Origin of the sequence: Gordonia sp. UBA7860, from assembly GCF_002500165.1 — a bacterium.
GTDB classification, from domain to species: domain Bacteria; phylum Actinomycetota; class Actinomycetes; order Mycobacteriales; family Mycobacteriaceae; genus Gordonia; species Gordonia sputi.
Genome location: NZ_DLSO01000143.1, coordinates 1 through 13,899 on the forward strand (window position 1 = coordinate 1; position 13,899 = coordinate 13,899).

Consider the following 13,899-nt stretch of genomic DNA (forward strand, 5'->3'; position numbering starts at 1 on the left):
TTGTCGGGTGTGTTCATCGCCTTGTTGTCGGGTGTGTTCATCGCCGCCCACTACCGTCCGCGGCGGGGATGCGCGGGCAGCAGCCCAGCGCGGCGGAGTTGTCGGCCGCCAGCGACCGCGCCAGCATCACCAGGTCAGCTACCCGCGGATCACCCACGGAGTACCGCAGTTTCTTCCCGTCGCGGCGCGCGAGGACATACCCGCAGTCGGCCAGGCAGGACAGGTGTACCGACACCCGGGGCTGCGAGATGCCGGCGTGTTCGACGCAGTCGGCGGAGGTGCGCTCCCCGGCGAGGATGAATTCGAGGAGCTTGAGCCGGGTCGGATCCGACAGGGCGCGAAAAAACTTCGCCGTCGTATCCAGATGCGTACACGCCGACTCGGCACCGGGCACGGTGACAGTGGCGGTGGTGGACCGGGCCATGGGATCGCCTCCACGAGACTTGAACTATTCGGATAAGCGCATAATATGGTTCCGGTAGATATTCGTCAACACGAATAGCAGCCGTTGTCGGTTCAGCGGTTGCCCGACCAGGAGGCACCCTCGTGACCTTGACAGATTCCCGCGCCGATCTGGCGATCATCGGTTCCGGCTCGGCGGCGTTCGCCGCCGCCATCGCCGCGGTCAACCTCGGCAAACGGGTGGTGATGGTGGAGCGCGGGACGGTCGGGGGCACGTGCGTGAACGTCGGGTGTGTGCCCTCGAAGGCGCTGCTGGCCGCCGCCGAGGCCCGCCACGCCGCCGAGGCGGCGGGCCGGTTCCCCGGGCTCACCCCCGCCGAGGTGCCGCTGGATTTCCCCGCCCTGATCGCGGGCAAGGACGCGCTGGTCGGGCAGCTGCAGGCGGAGAAGTATGTCGACCTGGCCGCCGACTACGGGTGGGAGATCGTCTCCGGCACCGCGGTGTTCGACGGCAGCGCCGAGGCACCCGTGCTGCGGGTCGCGCGCGCCGAGGGCGGTGTACGGGTGATCGAGGCCGACCAGTATCTGATCGCCACCGGTGCCGCGCCCTGGGCTCCGCCGATCGACGGCCTCGTTGAGGCCGGGTATCTGACCTCGACCACCGCCATGGACCTCCAGCAGCTGCCGGAGTCGCTGATCGTGGTGGGTGCGGGCTATGTGGGGCTCGAGCAGGCCCAGCTGTTCGCCCGCCTGGGCAGCAAGGTCACGGTGATCGCGCGTAGCCGGCTGACCTCGGGTGAGGAACCGGAAATCTCGGCCGCGCTCGAGGCCGTCTTCGCCCACGAGCGCATCGACGTGCTCACCACCGCCACCGTCGAGAAGGTCCTCGCCGACGACGGGCACAAGGTGGTGACCGTGCGCACCGGCGGCGGCGCCAGCACCGAGCTGCGGGCCGAGCAGGTGCTGATGGCCACCGGCCGCCGCCCCAACACCGCCGGGCTGGGCCTGGATGCGGTCGGCGTCGCCGTCGACGAGCGGGGCGCGGTCGTGGTCGACGACCGCCAGCGCAGCAGCAATCCGCGCATCTGGGCGGCCGGGGACGTGGCCGGGGATCCGCAGTTCGTGTACGTGGCCGCCGCGCAGGGCACCCTGGTCGCCGACAACGCCCTGGCCGGTGCCGATCGCGTCCTGGACTACACCACGGTGCCGCGCGTGACGTTCACCAGCCCCGCGATCGCCTCGGTCGGACTGACCGACGCGCAAGCCGCCGCGGCCGGGCTGGCCTGCCAGTGCCGGGTGCTGGGGTTGTCGAGCGTGCCGCGGGCGCTGGTCAACCGGGACATCCGCGGCCTGGTCAAGATCGTCGCCGAAGCCGGCACCGGCCGGATCATGGGCGTGCACGCCCTCAGCGACGGCGCCGGGGACCTGATCACCGCCGCCACCTATGCGATGACCGCGGGTCTGACCGTCGACCGGCTCGCCCACACCTGGGCGCCGTACCTGACCATGGCCGAAGCGCTGAAACTGACCGCGCAGACTTTCACCACCGACGTCACCAAACTGTCCTGCTGCGCAGGCTGACGCCGTCGGACGGGAGGCAGTGATGAACGGACACATGACGATCGGGGACCTCTCGGCCCGCACCGGGGTGCCGGTGAAGGCGCTGCGCGAGTACACCGACCTCGGCCTGATCTACACCCTGGGCCGCAGCCCGGCCGGCTACCGCCTCTACACCGACGACGCGGAGTGGTGCGTGCGGTTCATCGGCGAGCTGCGCGGCCTCGGGCTCACCATCGCCGAGATCTGCCAGCTCACCTCCACCGACCGTGACGACCACGGCCGTTCGGTCGGCGCCCATCTCGCCGAGCTGCTGCAGCGGTCGCGGCAGCGGCTGCGCCAGCGCATCGCCGATGCCGAGCAGATCCTCGACCGCATCGACGCCTTCGAAACCGCACACCGTGCGCATCTGGCCACCGACGACCTGTGCTGGGCCGGTGACCCGTGCGGATGCGAGCTACGGGCTTGACCCTCACCCCGGGGACAGACCCTACCGTCGGCACCGTCACTGTCCGATCGCCCTCGAGGAGTCCGATCCCATGAGTACCGACAACCTCACTGCCGACGTTTTCGCCAAGATCCTGCCCGCCGGCCGGGACCGGGCGCTGATGCGCGCCGCGCTGCGGCTGCTCGCCCACGGCACCCCGGTCACCGTCACCGAACTCGCCGCCGCCGCGGGAGTGCCCGACCTCGACCCCGCGCAGACGCCGATCGGCGCCGACGTCGAATACGACGAGGCCGGCCGGATCGTCGGCTGGGGCCTGACCCTCAACCCGACCCCGCACCGGTTCAGCGTCGGTGGCCACCAGCTCTACACCTGGTGTGCCCCCGACACCCTCATCTTCCCCGCCGTCATCGGCGCACCCGCCTGCATCGAATCCGACTGCCCGATCACGGGCACCACCGTGCGCCTGACCATCGACCCCGTCACCGGGGTCAGCGACCTGGAACCGGCCACCGCGATGGTGGCCTTCGTCGACCCCGACCGGATCCAGCCCGGTCACCTCCGCGCCACCTGCTGCAACCCGCAGATGTTCCTCGCCACCTCCGACGCCGCCCACCACTGGCAGGCGAAATTCCCAGGCATGACGGTGCTGCCGGTCACCGACGCCTACCACCAGCTCGCCCGCCCCCTCGCCGACGCGATCACCGACCCGACCACGACCACCGGAACCAGCGCCTGCTGCTAGATCGCGCCGCCGCCGATCCGGGCCGGCGCTGCGGGTCAGAACAGGGTGTCCCGCACGCGCAGCGGCCGGTACCCGGTGGGGCCGAGCTGGGCGAGTTCGGCGTCGATGTCGACCTCGATGGCGCCGAAGAAGTTGATGTTCTCGCTGTGGGCCGGGGAGATGTGCGTCAGCACCTCGTCGTCGATGCGCCGCCCGGCCCGCCGCATCTGTTCGGTCGCCAGCCCGTAATACTCTGTGGTCCAGGCGATGACGGCGTTGGTCGCCAACGTGAGGCACCATGCCTGTTCGGTCTGTCCCTCCAGGTGCCTCGCGCGCACGGCGCCTTCGTGCGCGTAGAGCAGGTCGCGGCGGAGCGCGTGCAGGGATTCGCCCTTGTTGAGCTGTCGGGAGATCTTGCGCCGATAGCCCGGGTCGGACAGGTACCGGGCGGCGTAGATCGTGCGCCGCAGCGCCCCGTATTCCTTGAGCGCCGCCGCGAGGGCGTTCTGCCGGCCCGACGCGGAGAGCTTGCCGACCAGCAGCGACGCGGTGGCGTGCCCGAACTTCAGCGACCCGCTCAGCCGGAGCAGGTCGTCGTAGTGCTCGGCGATGAGATCCAGATTCAGCTTGCGGGTCAGCAGCGGCCCGGCGTGCGGGAACGCGGACTCCACCTGGGCCCGAGGCGCCGCCCGATACAGGGTGATCCGGCCCAGGTCCCGGATGCGGGGCGAGAGCTGCAATCCGAGCAGGTCGAACAGCCCGAAGTTCACGAGGGTGACGCCGTGCGTGTCGGTCGCATGCTCGGTGATCGGCAGATCCGTTGCATTGCCGAGGATTTCGTCCAGCACGTAGTGAGCTTCGCGTCTCGTCGCGACGATGACCTTGGTGCCGTAGGTGGCGTGCTGATCGGTGACATGGGTATACGTGCTCAGTCCTTCGTTCGCGAAATAGCGGCTCAACGCTCTGGCGGTGACCGATTTGCCGCGGGTCGGGAACCGTTGCCCATCACTCGACGACAGGGTGCCGGCGCCGAAGACCGGGGTCAGCGGCAGCCTTTGGTGGTAGTCGATGATCGTCAGGTTCGCCGCCCGCAGCGTCTCCTCCCGCACATACCATTCGCTGGTCCAGGCCAGGATGTCGTAGGAGAGGCCCGACGCCTCGGCCATTCGGGTCAGCCCGAGGTTGGTGGAGTAGGCCAGCAGGACGGCGATGAGGTTGCGTTTCAGCTCCGGGCTGCGGGCCTGTTTGCCGCCGGCGTGGGTGAAGCAGTCCAGGTAGCCGGTGCGTTTGTCCAGCTCGATCAGCAGCGACACGATCGGCGCGAACGGCAGCATCTCCGTCAGCTCGGCCTTGAGCGCCGTCGCCTCCGCGGGCACATCCTCCGCCGACAGCGGTGAGATCACCAGGTCACCGGCCTCATCGAGACGGACCGGCCCGTCGCCGCCGGCGAGCACCTTCTCCAACTCGCCCATAGCGGCGTCGAGCTCGTCGGTGGCGGTCGCCAGCGCGCGAGCGGGATCAGCGGACTTGCCGACCAGGCGGCAGAACTCGTCACGCTGCGGCTCCCACGCCTGCGGGGTCAGCAGGTACGCGGCCGGGTCGGCGTAGCGGCGCGACCCCGGCACGAACACATCCCCGCTGCGCAACCCGTCACGCAGCCCCAGCAGCACGCACAGCTCCCAGTAGTGCCGATAGGCGGTGGTGTTACCGGCTTTGCGGGCCTCGTCGAGGTAGCCGCGCCACTTCGTCGGCACGAACCCGGTCGGCGCGTCGTCGGGCACCTTGCGGGTACCGGTCGCGTTCAGCTCCCGCAGCATGTGCACCCCGATCAGCAGCTCGGTCGCGGCGGTGCCGCCGGCGAACCGGACTGTCGACAGCACCTGCGGGGTGAACTGCCGCAGGTAGGAGTACGAGCTGCCCAGAGCGGCCAGGTGCCCGTGATCGCGCGGCAGCCGAGGCTTGGCCTGCGCGACCGCGGCCCGCAACCGCTCCCATCCGATCCGATCGCCCCGGATCAGGCCGCCGATCTCCTCGTCGGGGATCTGCAGGTCACAGACGATCGCCAGCAGGTCGTCGAGCAACCCCTGCCGATCCTCTCCGGCCTTACCGCGCTCGGCCAGCTCGTCGCGCATCCGGCGTTCGGCCTTGCTCAACCTGGCCGAGATCGCCTGATCGAACAGCTGCACCACCTCGTCGAGCACATCGGTGGCCGACTGCGCCAACACGGTGAGCAGAATCGGGTAGCGGCGTTGCGGATCCCGGCGTTCGAGGGCTTGGCCCGTCAAGCGGCGGCCCACCGTCGCCAGGAACCGCCGCCGCTCCGCCGGCAGCACCGACATGTCCAGCTCATCCGCGCCCAGGTTGCGCAGGAACACCAGCTTCTCGACCTCGGCCTTCACCGCGGTCGCCGACGCCTCCACCGGGCCGGTCGACAACCACCGCAACCGCGACATCTCGATCGACGGGTCGACGACCAGCAACGCATCCAGTTCCTTACACCGCTGCGGCGTGAACTCGCGCGCCAACCGGTCGTAGGTCTCCCGCTGCGCCCGCGTGCGAGCGTGCGCGACCCGGCGGACCACCGTTTCCGGGCCCGGCCGGATCACCCGCGCCGAGATCAGGTACTCACACGCCAGCCGGAACAACAGCGTCGGCGAATCGTGCTCCATCGCCCGCGCCAGCAGAAACTCATCCAGCTCCTTCAACTCCATCGCCCCGGCAGGCCGCCACCCCAGATACTGGGCCACCAGCCGCACATGCTCGGTCCGCGTCTGCGCCCGCTTGCCATACGAACGAAGCTGCGCTGCATCGATATTCAGCTGATCCGCCAGCCGGGCCACCGCCACCGGCGGCGCCGACGGCACCTTGTCCGGCACGAACCCCAGCCACGGCAAGGTGCACAACGCCACCGCCAGGCCCAGACGGACCGCAGGGCCCCTGCCCTGCGGAGCAACAAACGCCAGATCCGCCGGGGTCAGCGTGAAGTACCGGAACAACTCCTCACGACTGATCTCCGGGAACTCCCGCAGGCGCTGCAACTCCTCGTCCGCGAATACCCGCGTCGCCACGAACCCCAGCCTCCAACACGCCGACCAACCTCATCGGCAGACAAGCCAAGCACCAACCACCCCGGCCCGCAGCCCGAACCGAGAAATCGCCGCTGACCAGGCACTACGCGAACTTCGTTGTTTTTTGCGCCATTACTACCGGGACCCCTTCTTGAGTGAGCCCTTGCTCGATTCGGAGCGCCCTGATTCGGTGGCCGACAGCTTTGCGGTGCTTGGCCCACGACTCCTGTCGATGCGGATCGACTTGAGATGGGCGAGTTGGCACCCACCAAGTACCGACGATGGCTACCGGAAAGTCTGCCCTACTAGTAGTACTTTGATGGCGTGGGAGCGGAAGTGCGCAGGGAGTGGGCCTCGCCGATGGCCTTGGAGATTCTCGACGAGATGGTCGCGGTCCTGGACGAATGCGGAGCAGTCCTTTTGATGCTCTCCGATGAGGCAGCGCTCAACCTTGACGAGCTGGGCGAGGTCGTCGACGTCGCTCGCGGCGAGGCCGTTAACGCGTTCGGAGCCGCGAGTCTGCTGAATCAGTGTGCGGAGTTGAGTGAGTCATGGACCGATGATCTGTCTCGTCCTCGTGCGATCTACGCTCGGCACTCGAAAGCAGTGCGAAACGGAGCGGCGCGTGTGAAACCGGCGGTGCCCACGGCCCGCTTCCCGATGGCTGAGGAGGCTATCGAGGACGTCCTGGACAGTCACCGGCAGTTCAGCGAGACGAGCGCGGAGCGACCCACCTGCTCGGCCTTCGCGAAGTCCAAGGGGCGCACGTGCACGAAGCCTGCAGCGTGGATGGGCCCCAACGAGTTTCTGTCGCACTGCTACGGCCACCTCGACGCGGATGAGCGACGGCAGTACGACGAGCGTCGCGACAGACAGGCTGAGCAGCAGAGGCTTCATCAGGCTGAGGTGGTCGCGCGGCTCTACGAGGAAGGCCGCATGGTCGCGGCGGAGTGGGCTGAACGTCGGCGACTGAGGATAGCGTCGGGCGAATAGCTAACCCGGTAACAGTTCCATCGAGTAGCCCCACCCGACCACGCTCTCTACACGAGGTAAGCGCATGCCAGTTGCCACCAGCGCCTCATACAGCTGCTCCGCAGCCTCCGCATCGATGTCGTCCAAGCGTTTGTAAGCCTCGATCACGATGTGCATTGTGGTCTCGAATCGCACACCTCTGGCTCGCGCCTGTTGCCTGGCGTCACCGTCATCGATCACGGCGGTCATGCCGCGCTTGGTTGCGCATGCTAGGACTGCACACTCTCCGAGGTTCTTGGTTTGGGCATCGCCAGGCCCCGATGGCATATCGATCTTTATTAGTAGTTGCAGTCTCTCCTCTTCCTCGGACAGGATTCCGCGCTCAACCCAGGGCAACGTATCGATGTCGGGTAAGTCATATCCCAGATCCCGGCCACGCTCGATTTCCACACCGACGCTATCCGGGATGAGAATCAGCCCTTGGGGCGCGAGCCGATGCAACACGTCCTCTCGTTTTGCACGGCAAAAATGGGTGAAAGTAGAGGTGTCCATCACCCAGCGGGTGTCGCTGGAGGCTGTCACAGGTTCACGTAATCGGCGGCAACCTCGGCGCGCTGCTCGGGAAGGTCACGCTGGTCCATTGCGCCGCGGAGTAGTTCTACAGCGCGCGCCACGGGAATTCGACGGTCTACGTAGGCCTCGATGATCGCCGCGGTTATGCCAGGCGACAGAGAGGGCGCTTGCAGCTCTTCGGTGTCGAGTGTGATGCCCAGTTTGGCAAACTCACCAGCGACGGGAACGCGGCCGTCCAGCGAGCGAAACTCATCCTCGTCGATCAGACTCAGGTTTCGCAAGTGAAGGATCACGGCTGACCAGGACATTCGAAATGCCGCAGCGACCCGTATTGTCCGATCGCGCACGGAGTCATCAAGATGATCGTTCCATATTGCGGTGACTCCTGATCGGGGAGCCAGGAAATATGCGGCGAAAGAGTTAATCCGCTTCTCTGCCTCGTCAGCGCCAACGTCGTATGGATCTCCAAATAACCAATGTCCAAGCTCATGTGCGAGAGACATGCGCCGACGGCCAGGTCGGGCATCTCCGTCGATGACAGCTGCTGCGGCTTCTCCATTGACCTCGACCAGCGCGCCGTCGGCACCACCGTTGCCGAGCGCCAGGGAACACGAGTAGAGGCCGAATCGCTCAGCAACAGCTGCCAAGCCGATCAACGGTCCGCTATCAAGCCCCAGATGGGAGCGCACCTCCAGTGCAGTTTGTTCAGCCTCGAAATGCGTCCTTGGGGTTCGCCATGAGGGTCGATCGGTGATAGCTCGGGCAAGCACACCGGAAGCGAGCAACGACGCTACGTCACCGGCGAACAGCTCGAGCTGCCGGTCCAGTCGGGCGGTTACCTCATGCGAGGGTCCTGCGTCGGTGCGTCGGCTCACGACGGATGGGAGTGGTTCACGGACAAACCACGCCAAGGGGACTTCTAGTGCTGCTGCGAGGTTGACCAGTTCCACGGCGGACACCTTGCGTTCGCCCTTCTCTATCCGTCCTAGTGCTGTGCGTTCGATGCCGACACGGTTCGCCAGGTGTTCCTGTGTGATGCTGAGATCGTTGCGTGCCTGGGCGATCCGCTCACCAAGTACTTTCCCGTCCATGTGTGCGATTTTCGCACATTGCGTCGGTTGGTGTCGAGAAGGCTGTGCATACCTTGGCAGACGTGGCTCCGGCGCCCTCGTGTCACCGGAAGGTGTGCGACTGCGGCAGCGGTCCAATTGCAGGCAGGGCGCGGCGCAGCCTACCCCTTCGAACCCCCGGCGTTCGGCGGTGTTAACCGCCGCTGCAGGTCACCAAGTGCTTCGCTTGCTTTTGCCAAGATATCGGAGGCGCAGACGGTGCAGTAGGTGGACTGATTCTGTGGTCCGTCTCGTACGACGAGACAGGGATCGCCCTTGAGAATGACATGTGTGTCCTTCCTATAGCACTTTCGTCGCCGCCCTGCGACATCTGAACTGACGTGTTTCAGAATGTTCTTTACCGCCGCCATTCAGTCACTCCTCGATTGCTGTTCTGATCGTCTCGGCCACTTCGTCTCCGATTTCGTCGAGTGAGTCGTATGCGGTCTGGAGTTGGTCAATCGTCCACTTCTCCCGACTGCTCTTGCCTTGCCCGGCGAAGTTGTTGATCTCCCGGTTCAGCAGGGCGTACAACGCGTCTGCGTTGTTGCCACGCGTTCCCTTGATGGACCGTCTGATATCGAAGCCAGCGCGGGCAAGACCGAGGTCGGCGAGGATGCGTTGGTGGATCGACTTTGAGCGGCTATCGAGCCGCGTGCGCAGCGTCTGGCGCCGCACCTGAGGCTGGATGGGTACCGCATCGGCGGGTTTCTCCTCGTGCTCTCTACGGTGGGCGAGCTGTGCACGGAGCGCATCCGCGGTGATGCCCAGCTCGCGGAATGAAAAGCCGCCTGTTCCCTTAGCATCGAGCATTTCTTCGATAACTCGGTCATCGTTTGGATCCAGAAACGAACGGTTCAGGAAGTGACTTAGGCGTTCGTCCTGTGCGACCGGGTCGTCAAAGCGGTGAGCGAATTGTTCGGAATTTTGACCCTGACGTTGCCCACTAGAATCGGATTCTTCGCCACGGGCCCAACCCCGGACAATCTGTTGATCCTGGGTGTCAAGGTCGCGGAACTCGTCCCATTTTTCTTCGTTGTTGAGTCCTACGTGCGAGACCACAAAGCCCTGGTTGTTGGGGCTGTTTGGGTCGTTAAGATCGATCGTACGCATAACACGTCCGACGAATTGGATGTAGGGGGACAGCGACCGGTAGGGTCTGAAGATCGCTGCCACGCTTAATGGTGGGTGGTCAAATCCCTCGCCGAGCATTGCAACCTGCACTATCGCATCGATCTGGTTGTTGCGGAGCTTAGCTAGCACCGCGACCTTGCGGTCTTCGGCAAGATTGCTGTGGATAGTCTCAGCTTGGAGTCCCATCTCCTGAAAGATCGCGCGTACCTGGTCGGCGTGGTCGATTGACATCGCTGACGCTGCGATCTGATGAGGGAAGCCCGTTGCCGCCCGAAGTGACTGCAGCTTCTCTGCTGCTTTTTCGGCGATGTGGCGATTGCAGTCGTCTGAAAGTGCGACTCCTCGACGGAACCAGGCTTCCTCCTTTAGCTCGAGAATCTCCTCCAGGGTGTATGTGTCACTCTCACCGCGAGCGTTGAACGTAATTTCTGCAGGATGTGCTGAAGCCGAGACAATGTGTTTGATATAGCCGTTCAACATCGCACGGGCGAACGGGTAACGATAGATCAGCTCGCCGAGCAGGTCCCTATTGTCGGCACGAAATGGTGTCGCCGTGAGGCTGACGAATCGCGCTTGAGGGAAAGCGCGGACAACTTTCTGCCAACTCTCAGCGGCGACATGGTGTCCTTCGTCGATGATAATGAGATCGAAGAAGTCGTGCGGAAACTGTGATAGCCACCGGTCTGCGCCGCTAGCAAGCTGCTGAATATTGGCGACAACGATGTGGCTGTTGACGCAGTCGTCGATGTTTGCCTTGGGGCCGTCTACCAGTGCCGCAAATGGTCCGGATGTGAAGGAGTCGAGGATCCCAGCCTTCTTCCAGAAGCACGAGGCGTTCGAGATATTCAGATCAGCGTAGAGGCCCTGGCGAATTGTGGTATTCGGAGCAACGACGAGTGTTCGCGTATGCGAAAGGCCGAAAGGAAGGATCGCCGCGACCCCAGTCTTTCCGCACCCCACCGGCAACTGGATGATTGCAGGGGTCGTTTTCTCGGCGAAGTGGTGAACTGCAGCCTCATAGGCCTCTTTCTGGGGTTCGCGTAGCTGCGGGTTGCCATGGATATCGGCGTGTGCGGCGTCGAAGAAGCCAGCGACAACGTCCTTGGCCTTCTCGGCAGTGTTGTATTCGAGCCGGAATGGCTCCAGATCCGCGATTCGGTAGAAGCGGTACTGACTACCAGGGCGACGCACCGCGGTAAGGGTGCCCCCCGCGTCCCATCGTCTCAACGTGGCTGCGGAGACACCTACGTACGCGGCAGCCTGCGCAATGGTGAGGTAGTCGTCATAGGAGTCGCTCATGATTCATCAATCTACCGCATGATTGTCTAACATTGCACAACTCTGTCGCAAAATTCTTGATGCTCCGCAGAGGTAGGGAGCAGTGTCCCGAGCGTGAACCCGCCAGCTGGGAGTCTGTGGCATCCGGCGGTACATCGACATCAACTACCTGAGCGCTGAGGCGAGACTTGCTACTGAAGATTGCTCATGTTGTTGCTGATCTCCCGCTGTCGGCCGGTGGCCACATGTTGGTAGAGCGCCGCCATGTCCGCTGTGGTGTGCCCGAGCCGCTCTTGAAGCTCGGCCGTCGACGCGCCCGCTTGAGCGGCAAGTACCGCGCCAGTATGGCGCAGCGCGTGAACGTGCATCTCCGACTTCGCCGCCGGTAGTGCAGCTTTGAATGCCTTGGTGAACGTCGCGCGAGGCAGGCGATCCCCGCGAAAGTTGGTCACCAAAAGCGTGTTTGGTCCCTTATGAATGCTCTCCAAGCGCTGACGAATCGCCACAGCCAAGTCCGGCGGCACCCAAACATCCCGAGTGCCCGCATCAGACTTGCTGCCCTGCTTGACGACGGGCACTCCGTCGACGAGCGGCGCAGACCGTCGGACATGGACCACCATGCTTTCTGGACCGTCGTCGATGTCTTTCACGCGCAGCTCGGACACTTCGGCGTACCGCAGTGCGCACCAGGCCATGATCGGGAGGGCGATCGCGTAGTAGCTGGGCAACTTCGCCGCAGTCTCGGCAATTTCCGCTGGGGTCAGGAGAATGATCTGGCGCCGGCTGGGGCGCTTCCCGTAGCGCTTGAATCGGGGGCCATCTGCCGGGCTGCTTGTGATGATCTCGCGCTCGACCGCCTCTTTGAGTAGGGATTTGAGCAGATTCCAGGCGTGTGCGCGGCTCGCTTCGTATTCGGCGCCGAGGCCGCGCCACCACTCCTGCAGGTCGTCGGCCGTGATGTCACGGACTACGAGGTCTCCGAGGCCCGGCTCAATGCGCGTCTCCCACAAGCGCTTGTAGTTGGACCTGGTCGTCGGCTCAAGGCGGCGCCCAGCGAGGGCGTCTTCTGCGAACTCCCGCAACCGAATTGATGACCGGGCCGCCTCTTTGGCGCGTTCAGCCGGCGGTGTCCAGGTGCCCTGGTCGATCAGTTGCCGCTCCTTGTGGAGCCACGCTTCTGCGGCCATCCGCGTATCGAACGTCTTCGGCGCGTTGAACCTCGTCAGGGTGCCGTCGTGGATGTGCATGTACGAGGCCGCGAAGCGGCAACTCTCCGAACGCGGCGCGCGGACGTACCCCCAACCTCGTCGTCGGCGCTTACTCGGCAAGGCTTGTCCTTCGCATCGTCACCCGTGCATCACGGTGCGCATTCATGCGCACTCATGTCGATATCGTGGCTGATATGGATGGTAGCGCGTGGATGCTTGCACTGGTCAGTGCTCGCGGCTAGAGTCGCTCTCACCGGGCAATATGTACGTCGTGTCGCCTGGTGACACAAATGAATGGGTCCTCAAGTGCAACCAGGTTCGAGTCCTGGTGGGGGAGCAAAACAGGTCTTGCACAGCCATGTTGTGATCGGCCCGACGAGTAGGCTGGTCGAGAATCGCGCAGAAATCCCGCAAATGGTTCCGGACTGACCAGACTGGGCGGGATTTCACGGTATGGACTGTGCCCGACCGCGTCGGTGTGGCGACTCGACGACGTGGGTGATGCCACTGGCCGCTGAGTGAGGCAGTCGAAGAGTTCCAGCAGTCCGTAAACTCGGACATATGCCCCTCGACCTCCAGCAATCCGCGCGAGTCTCGGCACCCGTAGCGTGGGCCGTCCTCATTCTGTCCATCACCCAGGCCCTGGCCGTGTTTCTCCCACTGGCGCTCTTCGACGGTGAGCCCAACGACGATGGTGTCGACCTGTTCATCAGCCCCGCCGGCTACGCATTCGCGATCTGGGGCGTCATTTACGTGCTGTCGATCATCACCGCCGTCGTCTTCGTGCAAAAGCGGCAGACCGGCACGCAGTTCGGGCAACGTCTCGCCGTCGACCTGGCCATCGCGTGCGGAGCCGCGACGCTGTGGTTGATCGTGTCGGCAGCCTCGATCGACTGGCTGCCCTCGATCCTGCTCACCGTCATGGCCATCGCATTGCTCGACGCCGCGCGCATCGCGGCACTTCCGGTCGAAAGCCATTCTTCGACAACCACTCTCGTCCGCGTCACGATCGGCATCTACGCGGGATGGGCAACCGCTGCGGTGTTCGTCAACTGGGCATCAGACATCGCACGTAGCGGTGCGGCCGACGAGTCGTCGGTCGGTTGGCAACTCGTGGTCCTGATCATCGCTGCGCTCGTAGCGGTCACCGTCACCTACCTTTACGGCAGTGTGCTTCCATCGCTGCCCATTACCCTTGCGTGGGCGCTGCTGGCCATCGCTGTGAATGCGTGGTCGACGTCGACTCCGATCGCGGTTGCCGCCGTCGTGGGCATTGTCGCTGTGGCACTGGCCTATTGGGCGTCGACGCGGCGGAGCTCCGTCTCAAAGGGCGCGCTGTCGCGGGCGTGAGCGGAGTCCATGCATCCGCTGTTGCAGTAGCGGAATTCACCCGAGAATCGACCGTATACGCGACGAAGCCCGGTTCCGA

11 protein-coding genes are annotated in these 13,899 nt (G+C 64.7%); 5 read left to right on the forward strand and 6 right to left on the reverse strand.

The genetic code is table 11. From position 1 onward, the window contains the following. Positions 1-37: 37 nt before the first annotated feature. Entirely contained in the window at positions 38-424 is a 387-nt protein-coding gene (locus tag B3T59_RS17560) for an ArsR/SmtB family transcription factor (protein ID WP_004018626.1), read from the reverse strand. 122 nt (positions 425-546) lie between these two features. On the opposite strand from B3T59_RS17560, the gene merA reads away from it, so the two are divergent. The 3 genes from merA (at position 547) to merB (ending at position 3,149) form a co-directional block, all read left to right on the forward strand. Beyond that, complete coding sequence (gene merA, locus B3T59_RS17565) at positions 547-1,983, forward strand: mercury(II) reductase (RefSeq protein ID WP_287004531.1); 1,437 nt, start codon at positions 547-549, stop codon at positions 1,981-1,983. Between the two features lie 34 nt (positions 1,984-2,017). Further along, entirely contained in the window at positions 2,018-2,428 is a 411-nt protein-coding gene (locus B3T59_RS17570) for a MerR family transcriptional regulator (protein ID WP_004018624.1), read from the forward strand. 70 nt (positions 2,429-2,498) lie between these two features. Then, entirely contained in the window at positions 2,499-3,149 is a 651-nt protein-coding gene (merB, locus tag B3T59_RS17575; RefSeq protein WP_004018623.1) for an organomercurial lyase MerB, read from the forward strand. Between the two features lie 35 nt (positions 3,150-3,184). Here the strand turns inward: merB and B3T59_RS17580 are convergent, their stop codons facing one another. Next, positions 3,185-6,196, reverse strand: a complete 3,012-nt coding sequence (locus tag B3T59_RS17580; protein WP_287004532.1) for a Tn3 family transposase — start codon at positions 6,194-6,196, stop codon at positions 3,185-3,187. A gap of 324 nt (positions 6,197-6,520) precedes the next feature. Between B3T59_RS17580 and B3T59_RS17585 the strand changes: the two genes are divergently transcribed. Beyond that, positions 6,521-7,189, forward strand: a complete 669-nt coding sequence (locus tag B3T59_RS17585; RefSeq protein ID WP_287004533.1) for a hypothetical protein — start codon at positions 6,521-6,523, stop codon at positions 7,187-7,189. Here the strand turns inward: B3T59_RS17585 and B3T59_RS17590 are convergent, their stop codons facing one another. The 4 genes from B3T59_RS17590 to B3T59_RS17605 form a co-directional block, all read right to left on the reverse strand. Next, positions 7,190-7,750 (reverse strand): hypothetical protein, encoded by a 561-nt coding sequence (locus B3T59_RS17590; RefSeq protein ID WP_287004534.1) that lies wholly within the window; start codon positions 7,748-7,750, stop codon positions 7,190-7,192. Next, positions 7,747-8,832, reverse strand: a complete 1,086-nt coding sequence (locus B3T59_RS17595; RefSeq protein ID WP_287004535.1) for a helix-turn-helix domain-containing protein — start codon at positions 8,830-8,832, stop codon at positions 7,747-7,749. The genes B3T59_RS17590 and B3T59_RS17595 overlap by 4 nt, the downstream gene beginning before the upstream one ends. Before the next feature lie 393 nt (positions 8,833-9,225). After that, positions 9,226-11,283 carry a DEAD/DEAH box helicase family protein gene (locus B3T59_RS17600; RefSeq protein ID WP_287004536.1) on the reverse strand — a complete coding sequence of 686 codons (2,058 nt, stop codon included), beginning with the start codon at positions 11,281-11,283 and terminating at the stop codon, positions 9,226-9,228. 170 nt (positions 11,284-11,453) lie between these two features. Beyond that, positions 11,454-12,509, reverse strand: coding sequence for a tyrosine-type recombinase/integrase (locus tag B3T59_RS17605; protein WP_287004537.1), 1,056 nt, complete (start codon positions 12,507-12,509; stop codon positions 11,454-11,456). Between the two features lie 522 nt (positions 12,510-13,031). On the opposite strand from B3T59_RS17605, the gene B3T59_RS17610 reads away from it, so the two are divergent. Next, a complete protein-coding gene (locus B3T59_RS17610; protein WP_064863795.1) occupies positions 13,032-13,820 on the forward strand; it encodes a hypothetical protein in 789 nt (262 codons plus the stop codon). The last annotated feature ends 79 nt before the right edge of the window (positions 13,821-13,899 follow it).